13 protein-coding genes are annotated in these 17,322 nt (G+C 40.5%); 9 read left to right on the forward strand and 4 right to left on the reverse strand.

Going from position 1 to position 17,322, the window contains the following annotated elements:
• The first annotated feature begins 343 nt into the window (after positions 1–343).
• From I6F66_RS10935 to I6F66_RS10945, 3 genes are all read left to right on the forward strand, one after another.
• The gene (locus I6F66_RS10935; protein WP_165729525.1) at positions 344–763 is read left to right on the forward strand and encodes a DUF3429 domain-containing protein; all 420 of its coding nucleotides are present in this window, start codon (positions 344–346) and stop codon (positions 761–763) included.
• A 532-nt stretch (positions 764–1,295) separates the two neighbouring features.
• The gene (locus I6F66_RS10940; RefSeq protein ID WP_165740010.1) at positions 1,296–1,694 is read left to right on the forward strand and encodes a hypothetical protein; all 399 of its coding nucleotides are present in this window, start codon (positions 1,296–1,298) and stop codon (positions 1,692–1,694) included.
• Between the two features lie 3 nt (positions 1,695–1,697).
• Positions 1,698–2,513: a class I SAM-dependent methyltransferase gene (locus I6F66_RS10945; RefSeq protein WP_165740012.1), complete on the forward strand. Its 816-nt coding sequence runs from the start codon at positions 1,698–1,700 to the stop codon at positions 2,511–2,513.
• Positions 2,514–2,526: 13 nt separating this feature from the next.
• Here I6F66_RS10945 and I6F66_RS10950 read toward each other — a convergent pair whose 3' ends face one another.
• Positions 2,527–4,131, reverse strand: coding sequence for a GMC family oxidoreductase (locus I6F66_RS10950; RefSeq protein ID WP_165740013.1), 1,605 nt, complete (start codon positions 4,129–4,131; stop codon positions 2,527–2,529).
• Positions 4,132–4,233: 102 nt separating this feature from the next.
• On the opposite strand from I6F66_RS10950, the gene I6F66_RS10955 reads away from it, so the two are divergent.
• From I6F66_RS10955 to I6F66_RS10970, 4 genes are all read left to right on the forward strand, one after another.
• Complete coding sequence (locus I6F66_RS10955; RefSeq protein ID WP_165740015.1) at positions 4,234–5,244, forward strand: AraC family transcriptional regulator; 1,011 nt, start codon at positions 4,234–4,236, stop codon at positions 5,242–5,244.
• 38 nt (positions 5,245–5,282) lie between these two features.
• Positions 5,283–6,269, forward strand: coding sequence for a Gfo/Idh/MocA family protein (locus I6F66_RS10960; RefSeq protein ID WP_165740017.1), 987 nt, complete (start codon positions 5,283–5,285; stop codon positions 6,267–6,269).
• Positions 6,270–6,712: 443 nt separating this feature from the next.
• A complete protein-coding gene (locus tag I6F66_RS10965; protein ID WP_024591884.1) occupies positions 6,713–7,456 on the forward strand; it encodes a FadR/GntR family transcriptional regulator in 744 nt (247 codons plus the stop codon).
• 232 nt (positions 7,457–7,688) lie between these two features.
• A complete protein-coding gene (locus tag I6F66_RS10970; protein ID WP_165740019.1) occupies positions 7,689–8,552 on the forward strand; it encodes a DMT family transporter in 864 nt (287 codons plus the stop codon).
• 73 nt (positions 8,553–8,625) lie between these two features.
• Here I6F66_RS10970 and I6F66_RS10975 read toward each other — a convergent pair whose 3' ends face one another.
• Both I6F66_RS10975 and I6F66_RS10980 read right to left on the reverse strand, forming a co-directional pair.
• The gene (locus I6F66_RS10975; protein ID WP_197209265.1) at positions 8,626–9,822 is read right to left on the reverse strand and encodes an MFS transporter; all 1,197 of its coding nucleotides are present in this window, start codon (positions 9,820–9,822) and stop codon (positions 8,626–8,628) included.
• 74 nt (positions 9,823–9,896) lie between these two features.
• Positions 9,897–10,991 carry an NADH:flavin oxidoreductase/NADH oxidase gene (locus I6F66_RS10980; protein ID WP_166421440.1) on the reverse strand — a complete coding sequence of 365 codons (1,095 nt, stop codon included), beginning with the start codon at positions 10,989–10,991 and terminating at the stop codon, positions 9,897–9,899.
• A 477-nt stretch (positions 10,992–11,468) separates the two neighbouring features.
• Here I6F66_RS10980 and I6F66_RS10985 point away from each other — a divergent pair, with 477 nt between their 5' ends.
• Entirely contained in the window at positions 11,469–13,886 is a 2,418-nt protein-coding gene (locus I6F66_RS10985; RefSeq protein ID WP_165740024.1) for a TonB-dependent receptor, read from the forward strand.
• Positions 13,887–13,974: 88 nt separating this feature from the next.
• Entirely contained in the window at positions 13,975–15,558 is a 1,584-nt protein-coding gene (locus tag I6F66_RS10990) for a sulfotransferase (protein ID WP_197209266.1), read from the forward strand.
• A gap of 469 nt (positions 15,559–16,027) precedes the next feature.
• On the opposite strand, the gene I6F66_RS10995 is transcribed toward I6F66_RS10990, so the two are convergent.
• On the reverse strand, positions 16,028–17,281 hold the full coding sequence (locus I6F66_RS10995) for a winged helix-turn-helix domain-containing protein (protein ID WP_197142318.1): 1,254 nt from the start codon (positions 17,279–17,281) through the stop codon (positions 16,028–16,030).
• Positions 17,282–17,322 lie beyond the last annotated feature (41 nt).

Below are 17,322 nucleotides of genomic sequence, written 5' to 3' on the forward strand. Positions count from 1 at the left end.
GCTTAAGTTACAAGCCATCCTGGAAGGCTACGATTTAGCAAAATCTCTTGAGCCAGACTTGTGATCAAGAGACAGCTTTAAGAGGCTTTTTAATCTGATAAAACGATAAGTATCATCTCCCAGTAAAAATAAAATAGGCTAATCATCAGCCTACCCTACATATTGTATTACTTTATATTTAAAGAAATAATAACAATGAAGATCGAGTGCTTTATCTACAACGTTTAATCAATTAATACCTCTACACTATTTAGTAGCTCGCATTTATTGTAAATCCACTTTACTTATAAAATACTGCTACAATAGCCGCGCTTAAAAACGTTCAAACACAAGGCACACTGTTATGGAAAAATTTGTTAATCACATTCAACTAGGCTACCTAGGGCTACTTCCTTTTTTAGGCTGCGTGGCATGGCCGCTTGTGTTTGGTAGTAACAGCGTTAACTTAGAGTTTTTTACTTTTTACAGTATCGCCATTTTAGCATTTATGGCAGGTAACTTGTGGCGGGCCGGAGAGCAAAGCTATAGCAATGCAATTAAAGCGGTATTACCTGTTATCCCAGTTCCATTTTTATCATTTTTACCTGTAGAGTGGGCACTCGCTTGGTTAGGTGCTAGTTTTTGGTTAGTACTTATATTTGAAAAAGCCACTCCACAATGGAAAACCTATCATAAAGATTATCAAAAAATGCGCTTTGTGCTGACCTCCGTTGTATTTGTTTGTCACATCCTAACTATTGGTATGAGTATTTACCCTAAGTAACCTGAGCTCTGGATAATAAATCTATCTCAAGCAGCTATTTTCAGTGTTAAGTGCGTTGAATTTACTTGCAATAGGCCCGCTATTGACGCGTAAATTCGCCTTGTTCTCACAGAAAATCTCTGGCTAGAGAAAATAAATTCAAATATCACTACAATTCAACGAGTTAGCAAATCTCTTAACTAAGGCCTATTGACCTTTCAGGATTAAAATTTGTTCAATCTAGGGGCGATTTAATCGCGGCGTGAGGTTTGTAACCTAGTGGGCTAAGTAAAAACCGAGCAACAAAGAGTAAATTGCCCCTAGGCAGAACCCTTCGGGCAGCGCATGTTTGGCATTTATGCTGCGTTATCGCCTATTTATGGGGAATAACCACACTACATAGGCTTTGCCTTGCCTAAATACCAAACAGTCTGCTGCAAATTTAACCTCGAAAGATAAACAGGCCCTAGAGTTCAGGTTAAATAACAGCTGTAAACTTAAATATTGCGTGGTAATAAGGTAATATCCGCGCACTGCTATTTGAGGACACACCATGATTGACCAATTACGAAAACAACTTGATGAACTTGGCGAAAACTACGTAGAAAAAAACGCGGCATTTAAAATCAAAGTGATCCCATTTTTTTGTGCTATCCGCATAAAAAAAGATCATAAAAGTGAAGGTCGTTTGAGTTTTTATTCAAGTCAATTACTCGAAATTTTCTTAGTCGTCTTATTTTTGCTATTCGGTTTAATGCTTTACGATACAAATGCAGGATTTACCCACGGGCCTATTCATATTGCCTTTGCCATTTTAATTACCTTTAATCTTATTATTAAACAAATCGCAATCGAAGGATTAAAAACCAGACTTGCGTTTCATCGTTTACTTGCAGCACAGTCTCAAAAAAGTACGCCTGATGCTGATAACACACCAACTAAACCGCTTTAATTTATGTATTTAGATCCTGGTTGGCGAATACTCACTGTTGGCGATGGCGACTTATCATTTTCGAGCGCCATACATAACAACGTAAAGCCGCACATATTAGTGGCCTCTACCTACGATGATGCAATTACTATTGAGCAAAAGTACCAAGACAATGCGCTTAACGATTTAAAAGCGCAAAACGTTGCCGTACTTAATAGCTTTGATGTAACAAACCCTGCGTGTTGGCAAACTCTAAGTGCAAATCAGCACAGCTTTGATGTGGTTATTTTTCAGTTTCCGCTTATACCTGCGTTTGTTGGCCGTGAAGCATTTGAAAACAACACTCGCCAAACCAGTATGAATGTACTAAACCGCGCTTTACTGCACCAGTTTATTAAATACGCTAACGAATATGCGCTGAGCCCTGATGGCCCAATGCTTTGTTACATAACCTCTAAAGATGTAAAGCCGTATCGTGAGTGGAATATTGAAGGCAGTTTAAATAATGGTTTAACCGCTGATTATTTAGGTCAAACCCCGTTTGATATTAATCATTTTGAAGGTTATAAAATTCGTAATGTTGACCGCGATAAACACGTAAAAGACACCAGCGGTATTACTTACGTTTTCAGCCCAAAAGGTATTGATACACACACTAGTGAATTAAACTCACGCCTTACAAAGCCAGCATATTTAACACCTAACCACTGCCCGCTTTGTCGCGTTGGACCTTACATGGCAAGCGAGGACGAAACCAAGCACCTAAACGCTAAAAAGCATCAGCAAATGCTGCACCTTGAAAGCGATTGGCAACAATGGTTAAACGAATTTTATAGCTAAGTATCTTTAATAATTAAACGTTGCCGCGTTTAATTAAATCAGCTGCTTTTTCAGCAATCGCAATTACCGGTGCATTTGTGTTGCCGGTAACAATGGAAGGCATAATCGACGCATCCACTACGCGTAAGTTACTTACCCCGTGTACTCGCAAATTAGTATCGACCACCGCCATTGAGTCTTGCCCCATTTTACATGTACCAACCGGGTGATATTCGGTATCTGCAGTTTGGCGTATAAACTCAATTAACTGATCATCATTATTTATATCAAGCGGATAGACCATTTTACCGCGTATAGTATCAAAGGCTTTGCTTTGCATAATAGCGAGTGTTTTTTTAAGGCCAGCAAGCATTGCAACTATGTCGTCTGGGTGGCTTAAGTAGTTAGGATCAATAAGTGGAGCACTACGTGGGTTGCTGTCAGCTAATGTAATAGTTCCTCGGCTTTTAGGGCGCATAATACTGCTGTGTATACTGTAACCATGCCCAGTATGTAATTTACGACTATGATCGTCCACCAGCCCTATAACAAATTCTAGCTGTACGTCAGATGCAGGCGAATCTTCAAATAGCTTAATAAACGCATGCGACTCTGCAAAATTACTTGTTAATCGCCCCTCTCGCTTACTAAACCAGTTAACGCAGCCTTTAAAAATGCTCGCAATACCAAGTGGGCTTATACCAAAGGTACCCTTGTTTGTTTTTGATTTATAAAGCGGCACTACCGTTAAGTGATCTTGTAAATTAGCACCCACACCTTCTAGTACGTGTTGAGCTTTAATATTATGAGCGCTTAACTGAGCTTTAGGGCCAATACCCGAAAGCATTAATACCTGCGGTGAATTAATAGCACCGGCGCTCAAAATCACTTCTTTATTAGCAAGTAAATCTATTACTTTGCCGTTTTTTTCTATTTGCACACCTTGGGCGCTTTTATCATTAATTATAATTTTATTAACGTGACTTTTAGTCAGTACCGTTAAGTTAGCTCTATTTAAGTTAGGTGTTAAATACGCTTTAGCGGCGCTACAACGCTCGCCATTATGCTGAGTCACTTGTGAAAGCCGTGCACCTTGCTGCTCTGCACCATTAATATCGTCGCTTAAATTAACGCCCTGCTCTTTACAGCCGTTTAAAAAACACTGGTTAATTGCACTTGGGTTATTAAGTTCTTGCACATGTAAGGGGCCATCAGTGCCATGCAGCTCATTATTTATAAAGGTTTTATTGTTTTCAGCTTTAATAAAATACGGGAGTAAACTATTAAAATCCCAGCCGGTATTACCAAGCTGTGCCCACTGGTCGTAATCGTATTGAGTACCGCGAATATAAACCATCGCATTAGTAGAGCTCGACCCACCCAGCACTTTGCCTCGCGGCACAAAACCACACCGATTATTTAACTCTTTTTGAGGTACTGTATTGTAATGCCAACTATTTATGCCATAAGGCACACTCGCTGCTATGCCAGCTGGCATTTGTACAAATGCGCTTTTATCGCTGCCGCCTGCTTCAATTAAGCACACACTTACATTTTTATCTTCAGACAAGCGCGATGCCATCACGCAGCCACCACTGCCTGCGCCAATCACAATGTAATCAAATGTTGTATTGTTCATGGTGTACCTTAATAAAAGTTTTAAACGGCTTTTGCAGTAATAGTGCATAGAAAAATTCAACAAAACTTGATATTTTTAGACATCGTTTATTTGAGGTTAACCATGAGCAGCCTAATCAGAGCCACGTCATTACAAGGTATAGATACCCTAATTAGCGAATTTGGCGGCGATCCGCATGAAATAATGCAAAACTGTAATATTAGTAACGTTGACTTTAAAAATCTCGACAACCACTATTTACCTTATCGAGATTACGCTGAGCTTTTAGAATACTGTGCTTGTAAGTTCAATTGCTCTAGTTTTGGCCTTAAGCTCGCTAGTAGACAAAATTTTGATATTTTAGGACATATTGCAATAGCTGCCAAAAGTAGTACTAATTTAGGTGATGCACTTAATTGGGTTATTAAATACCTTCACTTGCACAGCCCTGCACTTAGCTTAAACTCGCACCCTTTAGAGAATGATAAAAGCTTGTTTTTATCATTCGAAATTAATTTAAAACCATTACCGAACATCAACCAAGTGATTGAGCTAACCATTGGTTTAGCATTGGCTGTTATTAAAAAGCTGAGTAATAACCGCTGCAAACCAATTAATATATTTTTGCCAAAAAAATTAAGTACTAATACTCGTGCCTATAACACTTACTTTGGTTGTAACGTTATAGAGCATCGCAACAGCGCTGGTATTGTAATCTCAAAAAGTGATTTAACTCTTGAGCTTGATCACCCTGAACTAAATAAAGTACAAGCGGCGCTAAGCTTCTTGGCAAAAAACAAAGAACACACACAACCATTGCCCAACCAAGTTAGTGCACTAATTAGGCCTATGCTTCCTATTTATCAATGTAGTAACCAAACTATTTCAGCTGCGCTGGGTATGCACCCGCGTACTCTGCATCGAGAACTTATCAAACATAATACGAGTTTTGTAAAACTTAAAGATGCCACTCGTCGCGCTTTAGCTGCACACTATTTAGCGCAAAACCAATTTACAATCTCAACCATATCTGAGCTTTTAGGGTATCAGGAGCAAGCAACGCTAAGTGTTAATGTTAAACGCTGGTTTGGGTGCTCTCCTCGAGCATATAGGACTAAAAAAATGTTAAACTAAACGCTCTTATTATTTTTTATTTAAGCTAAGGAGTGAGCATGAACTTTGTTATTGTTGGCACCAATTTTATTAGCGACACACTGTTAGCCGCTGCAAATACGTTAAACGATTTTAATTTATATGGTGTGTGCTCGCGCGCAGTATCAAGCGGCGAAGCATTTTTAGCCAAACACCCACAAAATGCACAAGCAAAAATTTTCACCTCAATCGAGCAAGTATGCCAAGATCAAAATGTTGATGCTGTCTACATAGCCGCCCCTAACAGCTTACACAAACAATATGCCGTTATGTGCCTAGAAGCGGGTAAACATGTCCTTGGCGAAAAACCATCAGCAGCCAATTCTAAAGAGCTTGCAAGCATTATAGCTACAGCAAAAAAACATCAGCGCCTTTACATGGAAGCCATGATGACCACTCACTTACCTAACTTTGCACGGCTGCAACAGGCAATGGTAAAAATTGGCACACCACGTAAATATATTGGCCAGTACAGTCAATATTCATCGCGTTACGATAAATATAAAAATGGCGAGCGTCCAAATACGTTTTTACCCGAGTTTGCTAATGGTGCTTTAGTTGATTTAGGGATTTACCCACTGTATTTATTAATTGCACTTTGGGGAGCGCCGCAAAGCGTAAGTGCCAGTGGCGTATTACTTGATACAGGTGTAGATGGTGCGGGCGATGTATTACTAAACTACGCTGATAAACAAGCCGTTATTAGCTACTCTAAAATATCGCAAGGCGACAACATAACCGAAATACAAGGCGAGCTTGGACGCATACGAATAGAAGCCGTATCGCAACTCAAAAAGGTGGAGTTTATTGCTAATAATGGTGAGGTAGAGGTTATGTCCCAGCCGTTTGATGAGCACTTTATGAAATACGAAGTTGAACATTTTATGGCGTTAGTGAAGCAAAATATTCTTGAGTCACCCGTTAATACACATATTTTAGCCAGTAACGTAATGAGCGTACTTGATGAAGCTCGCAAACAGCTTGGGGTTGTGTACCCTAACGACTAACTAAATAAAATATGGGCGTTAACCAACGACAGTTAACGCCCAGAAGAAAGCTTAAATAGCTCTCGTACAACGACACATTTTACAAAACACACTTTACAAACACATTTAAAAATAGCGATCCCCATCCATGGGCAATCAAATACTTCTACAACAAACTTAACACTAACAACCCAAAATCGGTTTATTACCAATATTTATTATTCAATAACCTTAAAACTAACCTAACACATAAAAACATTACCAATCAAGCTAGCCAATTGCATTATTTTAAACTAAATTGGTAATACAACAATACAACCATTGGTGTATAGTGGTTTTTAACCATAACATCGCGTTAGAATTTTGACATAATAGTGAATTTTGAGGTAACCTCTAGTATTAACAGTTGGTTTTGACTTTTAGGCCCCAGAGGCCATTATTCCTTAAGGTAATGAAGGTAAAGTATGGGTAATCGTCGCTTATTTTGGCGCATAGTTGATAAAATTGAGTCTTTAATAAATCAAGGCGAATTTTCTGCTGGGAGTCGTTTACCACCTGAACGTGAACTTGCAGAAATGTTTGATGTAAGTCGCCCTACCATTAGAGAAGCTATTATCGCATTAGAAGTACGTGGCCGAGTTGAAGTTAAAACCGGCTCTGGTGTTTACGTAGTAGAACAAAAAAATGCATCTATAAAATCAAAAGAGATCAGTGCATTTGAACTTACTCAAGCTCGCGCATTAATTGAAGGCGAAATTGCCGCTTTAGCTGCTCAAAGCATTACAGAAGAAGAACTAGAGCAACTAAATAAAACATTAATTGCCATGGAAAAAGGCCTTTATGTTGAGCAAGCCGACCGTGAGTTCCACGAAATTATAGCTAGAGCAACGCGCAATAAAGCACTTGAATTTGCAGTGTCTAACTTGTGGGATTTACGTTTAACAAACCCACAAATTGTTGCTGACTATGGCAGTGTGTGTAAAAACAATAACGAGTGCGTTATGGACGAACACACCGCTATTTATACAGCCCTAAAGTCGCATGATGCAAATGCAGCGCGCACCGCAATGCACAAACATTTTAACCGCTTAATTAATGCTTTATTTGATGCCGTAGAATCGCGCGCACTTGAAGAAATTAAACGCAAAAATGATGAAAAACGAGGCCTCTACTCGCTTGATGGCTTAGTTAATAAAAGTGCCCACTAAGGCATTTTAACCAACTGATTAAAGTTAGCAAACGCCTGTTTGCTAACTTTACCTCTTACTTTATTTACCCGCCCTATTTAATATACTTTTAATTGCGCTATTTTTGGTCGCAAACACTTACCTATAAATTTAAAAAAAGATACTATGCCGCCATTAATATCGGGCGGGTTTAGCTTTTATACTCCCTGCATTACATAACTAATTGATAGAGTTACTCAACTCAAGGATTAAAATGCAAGCATCTTCAAAAAGTTATTTACTGGCTATAGTGTGTGTACTGCTTGCTATGATGACCATTCAAACGGGCGCGTCATTTGCAAAACAGCTTTTTCCTATTGTTGGTCCTGAAGGTACAACTGCCCTTAGGCTTGGTTTTTCTGCCTTTATACTTTGCTTAGTGTTTAAACCTTGGAAACACTTACCTACTTCTGGTAATCGTATTCCTATAATTGTGTATGGTTTAAGTTTAGGCGGCATGAACATTTTGTTTTATTACGCCATTGAACGCATTCCACTAGGCATTGGTGTAGCGCTTGAATTTACAGGCCCGCTTGCTGTTGCCTTATTTTCATCACGCCGCAAACGTGACTTATTTTGGGTTGCCTGTGCTATTGCCGGTATTTTGCTTCTGCTTCCTGATATGAGCGGCCAAGACAGCCTTGATCCATTGGGTGTAGCGCTTGCGCTTGGTGCCGGTGCATGTTGGGCAGGTTATATATTATTTGGTAAAAAAACGGGCACACAAAGCTCTGGTGGAGCAACTGTCGCATTGGGTATGACCGTTGCCGCTATAGTGCTAGTACCATACGGCGGCATTATGCAAAGCGCCGCGTTTACGTGGGAAATTATCCCACTGGGTATTGGTATTGCTATTTTATCAAGCGCACTGCCTTACACACTTGAAATGGTTGCACTGCGTAACATGCCTTCACAAGGGTTTAGCGTAATGATGAGTTTAGAGCCTGCAATAGCTTCGCTCGCAGGGTTTATTATTTTAAGTGAGTTACTTACTTTATGGCAGTGGCTAGCTATTTTACTTGTGATAGTTGCATCTGTTGGTAGCTCGTTTTCAAACGCAAAAAAACAGGTTGCTTAAATAAAAACTGTAATCGACTAATTCTAAAAAATAAAGCCACCGCGTAAGCAGTGGCTTTTTTGTAGCAACGTAATTAGCTTACCGCCTTACTTTGCTTGTTAGTTGTAACCAAATACCCAATCAACGAAATAAGCGGCATACCCGTAGCAACCAGGGCAATACCTGTCCAACCACCTGCTTCATATAACGGGCTGGCAATAAGCGACCCCACTGCACCACCTACAAATATACTGGTCATGTAAATAGCGTTTAAACGTGCTCGGCTTTGTGGCTCTAGTACGTAAACTGCGCGTTGCCCAAGTACCATATTGGCTTGCACAGCAAAATCAATAAACACACCCGTTAACGCTAAAATTACTATCCCGTAAGGTAAATCAAACAAACTGGGTAAAAAGCAACCAGCTGCTATAACTTTTGCAAGTAAAGAGACCTGATGTGTATAGCCTTTGTCGGCCAAACGCCCAACAATAGGGGCTGCTATAGCACCTGCCGCACCGACAAGTGCAAACAGTGCTATTTCTGATTGCGATAAACCATACTCACGGGCAAGCACAACCGGTACGCTCGTCCAAAATAAACTGAACGATGCAAACATTAATGCTTGAAAAAGTGAACGTTGGCGCAGCACTGGTTGGCTAATCATTAACTGTTTAAGCGATTTTAATAACTTAAAATACGTTGTTTTATGGGTAGGTTGCCTGCTTGGAATAGCAAAATAAATTACGCCTGCAATAAACACCATACACCCTGCTGCAAAGTAAAATACAGCACGCCAACCAAAGTGATCGGCTATTAAACTCGATATAGGTCTTGCCAGCAAAATACCTAGCAGGAGACCCGCCATAATATTGCCAAGAACCTGTCCGCGCTTCTCGTCAGACGATAAATGCGCAGCAAGCGGAATAAGCACCTGAACAGAAACCGAGCTCATACCTATCATTAAACATAAAATAAGCATTACATTAGGTGAATCAGCAAGTGCCGTACCCACCAAACTCAAAAACGACACAGCTAAAGTAATAAGCATTAAACGCTTATTTTCAATTAAGTCAGCTAATGGCACTAAAAAAAACAACCCCAAAGCGTAGCCTATTTGTGTAAGCGATACGATAAGGCTAGCACTGTGCGCACTTAATCCAACTTCAGGGGCAAGCAACTCAATAATAGGTTGAGCGTAGTAAATATTGGCAACAATAAGACCGCAACACAAAGCAATAATAGTAACGAGAGTATTGCTAAGTGGTTGTGGTGAAACGCCTGGTTGGGTCATGTGTGTCTCTACTTTATAAAAATAATAAAACCCAACCAGCAAACGCGGGTTGGGTTTTTACAAAAAACTTCGTTTTACTTAATTGGTGATGGCTGCCCATGTGGGCTTGAGCGTAAATACTGTTTAGGTGCAGTTACTGTAGCGCCAAGCTCTGCAGCTGCATGCCACGGCCAATGCGGGTTATATAAAATGCCACGCGCCAGCGCTACACCATCGGCTTGCTGCTCACTAATAATATCCTCGGCTTGTTGCGCCTCAGTAATTAAACCCACCGCTATAACAGGCATATTCACAGCTTCTTTAATAGCTGTTGCAAACGGTACCTGAAAATTAGGTTTTACTGGTATTTGTTGCTCAGGACTTAAACCCGCAGTACTTACATGAATAAAGTCACAGCCGAGTTCATCAAGCGCTTTACTAAGCACTATCGATTGATCTAAATCCCAGCCGCCTTCAACCCAATCAGTTGCCGAAATACGCACACCTACCGCTTTTTCACTAGGAAATACCGCTCTTACCGCTTTAAACACATCAAGCAATAAACGCATTCTGTTTTCTAGGCTACCACCGTAGTTGTCATCGCGCTTGTTTGAAAGTGGCGACAAAAACTGGTGTAACAGGTAACCGTGCGCACCATGTAGCTCGATTAAATCAAGGCCGAGTTCATCAGCGCGTTTAGCTGCACTTACAAAATCTTTAATTAGTGAATCTATGTCAGATTGGCTCATTGCTTTTGGCACTGGGCTGCTATCGTCGTACGCAACTGCCGAAGGTGCAAGCGTTTGCCAGCCATTAACGTCATCAGGTGCAATAGCATCGCCACCGTCCCATGGTTTTTCAGTTGATGCTTTGCGCCCAGCATGCGCCAACTGAATACCAATAGGCATAGGGCTATATTGTCTTACTGCTTTTAGGCTTTTGCCCAGGGCTTGCTGGGTTTCGTTATTCCAAAGCCCTAAATCGCCGTAGCTAATACGCCCTTCTGGGTTTACTGCTGTTGCTTCTAAAATTAGCAATCCTGCACCACTCAAACTCAATTGGCCCAAATGAATAGTGTGCCAATCGCTAGCAGCGCCATTGTTTGCTGAGTACTGGCACATGGGTGCAATAATAATACGGTTATCTAACGTTACTTGCCCAAGTGATAAAGGCGAAAATAGTTGGCTCATTGTTAATCCTTAAAAACACGCACAAAAAAGTGCGGACAAAACAAAAAAGAGTATACGAAGCGGCAATCAAACACGCTCACTCAATAACTTACACAGTTACTTATAAATACGACTACCACTCTTAATGGGGATAAAAACACACTTTAATAGTGCTGATAAAAGCATAACTAATGACATTATAAACTATCAATTTTAATGTAATAATTTGTTTAACGAGCGCGTCATAAAGCCATCTTTAAAAAATGAATGACTATTTACCTTTAAACAAGGGTGTGATTTTTAACCTAACTGTACCTAATAGCACTAAGCTATTGCTTATATTGCCTATTAACTAAATAAAAACCCCACATACAAACCATATTTATTCTACAAAAGTGAATTAAAATTCAATTTAGATATTCCAAGCTACTTCACTCCCTGATAAACTGCTTAACTTAATTTACTAATGTAAAACATTTGAACTGGGGATCACTTTTTATGTTTAAACCAAGCTTGTTAACCTTGGCTATTTCGAGCGCTGTTTCTAGCGTATTTTTATTGCCTAATGCCGCACTTGCTCAAGAAGAAGTTGCAGCTAAAAACAAATCACTCGAAGTAATCGAAGTTACAGCAACAAGGCGCAGCGGCTCTGTGCAAAATGCACCGCTAAATATTACAGCCCTTGATGCAGATATTATGAAAGATCAAAATATCAATGAGCTTGCGGATGTAGCACGCTGGGTACCTGGTTTAACAATTACTGATCAAGGTGGCCGCTCAGGCTCGCCTATTATTGTTCGTGGTTTAAATACTAATTCATCTGGTCCATCATCAGATGGCGGCACAGTATCTACTTACATTAACGAAATTCCTGTTTCGGTAGATATGCGCCTAGTAGATATTGAGCGTGTTGAAGTATTAATTGGGCCACAAGGCACCCTTTATGGTGCAGGCACATTAGGCGGTGCAATTCGCTACATGCTTAAACAGCCTGAGCTTGATTTTACATCGCTTGAAGTATACGGCGACCTATTTCAAACAAAAGAAAGTGACTCTTTAGGTGGCGAAGGCGGTTTTATATTTAACCTTCCTATTATCGAAGATAAATTAGCAGTACGCGCCAGCTTAAACGTATATGAAGATCCAGGTTTTATCGATTACGGTTACGTAGTACGCGAGCCAGGCGTATCGTTGCCAGATCCAGATTGGAGCGATAGCTCAGCAGTTAATAACAACCTTAAAAATGTAAAAGACGCCAACGGCGAAACCACCACTACTGGTCGTATTTCTGTTCGCTTTAAACCAAATGAATCGTTTGAAGGTACGCTTAACTACTTTTACCAAAACCAAGACAGCGAAGGTCGCTCGATTGTTCATTACAACAGCCTTAATGCAAACAACGGCTTAAGCGACGTAATAGGTAAATACGAATCGGCTTATCGCTTTGAAGAGCCTCGCGAGAAAAAAGATCAATTACTAAGCCTTGAACTAAAAGCCGACCTAGGTTTTGCAGAGCTCGTATCAGCAACCGGTATTTCGAGCTTTGATGCCGACGGCCAACGCGACCAAACAGACTTACTTATTCGTCTTGATTACGGTTATGAAGAGTTTCCTTCGTTTTCAACGTTTACCCGTGAAATTGACGAAGAAGATACCTTCACTCAAGAAATTCGCTTAGTGTCGCAAGGCGACAGCGACTTTAACTGGATTGTGGGTGGCTTTTACAACAAAACAGAAACCGAAGCGTCAAGCCGAGAGTTTACGCCTGGGTTTGACCAATTCGCTATCGATAACTTTGGTGGCGAGCAGCTAAGACCTGACTCATTAGAATACTTAGAGCTTACAAAAAGTACCGTCACTGAGTCTGCACTATTTGGTGAAGTTGGCTACCAAGTTACCGACAAATTAGATGTGACCATTGGTGCCCGTTTTTACAAATACGATATAGAGTCGCAAGCGGCTTTTGACTTCCCGCTAGCAAATACATTGTATGGTGGAGTAGATCCTGATGTAACCACCGTTGCATACGAAAAAGACGAAGCAGGCGATAACGGTAACTTATTTAAATTTAATGCTAAATACCAGTTCACTGACTCAGTAATGGGTTATGTAACAGTAAGTGAAGGCTTTAGAATTGGCGGCTCAAATGGGTTAGTGTCTTGCCCTGATCCAATTATTGAGGATCAACAAACAGGTTGTGGTAAACCTGACGAATTATTGTATGAAGCCGACACCACAACAAACTACGAGCTAGGCTTTAAAAGTACATGGTTTAGAAGCCAACTACACTTTAACGCCGCGTTATTTAACGTAGATTGGGATGATGCACAAATTACGGGCGCTACAGATATAGGTCAATTAACGTACCTTTCAAACGCAGGTAGCGCTAATGCAAAAGGGGTAGAAATTTCAACCCGCGCTATTTTATCTGACTCGTTTTCGGTTTACGCTACGTACGCTTACACAAAAGCAGAACTAACATCAGACGCACCATTTTTGTTTAATGCCGATGGTACCGGTGGCGCAGAAGACGGCGACCGTTTGCCAGGTTCGCCTGAAAACCAATTTTCGATGGGTGTAAACTATCAAACAGACGTGTTTAACGACAAAACGCTTGATATTAACTACGGTTTAACCGCGCAAAGCGACGTGCTTTCAAGAGTAGGACTTCGTGATAACGGCGAAACACTACCAGGTTACAGTTTGAGTAATATATCAGCTAAATTAACGGCTGATGCATGGTCAACTACGCTATATGTTGATAACCTATTCAACAAATACGCGGTTACATCCGTTCGTCGCTCAGATGCAGATATAACATCAGCTAATGGCGCCGACATACAACGTAACTACGGCCATTACATTAATCGCCCGCTTACGGTAGGTGTTAAATTTAACTACAAATTTGAAATATAATTTATAGTAATTTTTAAACAATGTTTTAAGGCTCAAATTTATTTGAGCCTTTTTATTTTCTTTTACAAAATAATAATTACCAAAAACCATGCAGCCAAATTTAAAGCAACTTCATCAAAGCGCTATCCACTTCCTAAACCAAGGTAAAATAGAACAAGCCCATAAAGCCTTAGTTGAGTTAGTTACACAAAAGCCCGACTTTGCCGATGGGTACTTTTTGCTGGCCATGGTTAATTTAACGGTTGGGCAAATACACAAAGCCATAAAGCTAATCGAAAAAGCCCTAACGCTTGGCCAAAGCATTGAATACACTGCGCAACTTGCTAAATGTTATGCACTTACTGGCGAATTACAAAAAGCAAAAAACACCGCACTATCGGTGCCATTAAAGCAAATAACTAAAGCACTTGATGCCGACACATTCGGCGTAGCCCTTACACAAGCCGGCATTCACGAACACGCACTTAACTACTTTGAGCGCGCTATTAAACTGGCTACAGCGGCTAACAAAGCTCAATCCCCGTTTTATTATAACTACGGTGTAAGCGCTAAGTTTTTAGGGCTATTTGATAAAGCCCAACACGCTTTTGAAAATGCCATAGCGCTTAACCCGCTGCATCATCAAAGTCATTTTGCATTAAGTGATTTAACTAAAGTAAGTAAGCAAAACAACCATATTGAACGCTTAAAAAACGTGTTTGAGCAAGTAACACACCCCGATGCAAAATTGCATATAGGCCATGCACTCGCAAAAGAGTATCAAGATACTGGTGAATATTCAGAGGCTTTTAACGCGTTAGAGCAAGGTAAAGTAGCAAAACGTGCTGTGCAGCCGTTTGATCATAAAAGCTCAACTGAGTTATTTGAACATATTAAACGCTTAAGTGAACAGCACACACAAGCGCTAACACAGGGTAACCCAACGGCCGAACCTATTTTTGTATTAGGTATGCCCCGCTCTGGCACCACATTAGTTGAGCGTATTTTATCGAGCCACAGCGACGTGCAATCAGCCGGTGAATTACAAGACTTTGGCCTAAGCGTTAAAAAGCTAAGCCAAACACAAACACCTCACGTGCTCGACACTCAAACGCTCAGTAAAGCCTACGAGCTTGATTTTAATCAACTTGGGTCAACCTATTTAAACGCAACACGCGTAATAACAGGCAGCCATAAGCACTTTATAGATAAACTCCCGTTTAACTTTTTTTATATCGACTTAATAACCAAAGCACTGCCAAACGCCAAAATAATTTGTATGCTGCGCGACCCAATGGACACCTGTATTGGCAACTATCGCCAGTTATTCACCATTAATAACCCCTACTACGCGTACTCGCTCGATTTACTCGACACCGCTAAATTTTACAGCCGTTTTTACAAACTAATGCAGCACTTTAGCGCCCTGCACAGCAATATAAAATTAGTAAAATACGAAGAGTTAGTCGCACAGCCCGAGCAGCAAATAAAAGACTTAGTGAGCTTTTGTAACCTCGAATGGCAAGAACAGTGTATAGACTTTCACTTAAACACCGCACCGGTTTCTACCGCAAGCAAGGTGCAAGTACGCCAACCACTTAACAATAAAGCAATTGGCCGCTGGAAAGCGTTTAAGCCGAATACTGATGAAATTGAAGATTACTTTTTAAAGCAAAATATCAGTTTTGAGTAAAGGTTTTATAGCTTAGGAGTTAGGTGTGTGAACCAAGAATAACCCGCTTGTGCAAGTGTAGGTCGGATAAGCGAAGCGCCATCCGACACAGTAAAACACCTGGCCAATTATTATCAATATTTTATGTTGTCGAGTGAATAGAGAGTGCCAATAGCGAACCTTCAAGGCGTAAATCTGAAACTCTGTTGGGTGGCGCCTTCGGCTTAACCAACCTACCTTTTGACGTAGGTCGGATAAGTGGCGAAGCCACGTCATCCGACAAAAATGATGAATTGACTAGCAACAACACGACTTACCGCGTTTATGTTGTCGAGTGGCCAGAAAGTGCCATAAACTGAAAGTGGCAAAAGGCAAGACGCGACCCTATTATCACTGCTTGATTAAAAGTGTAAATGAGTCAAACGAACAAAGTGTTACTGCACTTATAACCTTGATAGACGTTGATTTACAACAAGGACAAACAGCGCACTCATATTATGGGACCTATATTAACGTTAATAATAGATTTTAATGCACTTTGTAACTTTTCATTTAACGGTTTCGGGTAGACTTCAATTAAAGAAACGGAGTCACATTTCTGAAAACTACAAAATGGTATAATGGCGTCTACAAAGGCAGTAATGACTGACGCTTGATCAAAGTTATGCTGCTCAAAGTTATGTTGCTCAAAATGTAGTGATTTAATCTCTAAATGAGATGTTTTTCTATGCACTTTACAATCCATACGACCAACAAATTCACCGCGATAAAGTAGCGGTAAGCAAAAGTAACCATACTGTCGTTTCACTGCAGGAACATAACATTCTAGTTGATAGTTATATTGAAAAAGCAACTTGAGCCGATCACGTTGAATGACACTATTATCGAATGGCGAAAGGATCAACATTCGGTTATTCAGACGGGGAAGGGGCCGTTCAATCGCCTCGGTTTCCACTAACAATATTTCACCGCTACTCATTTGCACTTGTTGTAAAATGTTTTGCACTAATCGTTCATCTACCAAGTTTTTCACTGCGTTGCGCAATTCGTTATCTCGACGTAAATAAGTCAAGCCTTTAAGTGAGGTAACCCCCAAGCAGCGGAACTGTTGATCGACAATGTGCGTGGCCAACTCATCCATACTGGGCATTTTTAAGTTTACCTCAGAAGGTAATACCCGTTCAGTTAGATCATACGTTTTTTGGAAACCTTCTCGGTTACTAACCATCAGGTCACCTTCCATATACAACTGTTCAAGTGCCTTTTTCGCAGGTTTCCAATCCCACCAACCTGCACGCTTTGTAGCATTTGACTCTAAATCTCGAGATCGCAACGGACCGTCGATACGTATGCGAGTTAATAATTCTTGCATCAGCTTGCTATCACGCTCTTTATGCCAATGAATTTGACCATTTTTAATCGCGTGTTTGTAAGGTAATGAGAAGCGAAAATCTTTAATCGGTAAAAAAGCGGCAGCGTGAGACCAGTACTCAAAAATGTCTTTATTGAGTAATAACTGATTGGTCATAGCGGGTTTGAAATTAGGTACTCTAGAGTTAAGAATATGATGATGAGCACGCTCTACCACCGAAATAGCATCAATCTGTACGTAACCAATATGGTTAATTGCATTACACGCACCAGCCAAACCACTGCCAAAAGCTTGTGTTTGTAGCAAACCTTGTGCTGACAGGGCAAGGCGGCGTAAACGCGCTAGCTCTTGAGGGTGTTTAATTTTAATCATATTTTCCTAAGAGATAATTAACGAGTATCCGTGCAACGTGT

The organism is Pseudoalteromonas sp. NZS100_1 (assembly GCF_015864285.1).
In the GTDB taxonomy this organism is placed as follows: Bacteria; Pseudomonadota; Gammaproteobacteria; order Enterobacterales; family Alteromonadaceae; genus Pseudoalteromonas; species Pseudoalteromonas arctica.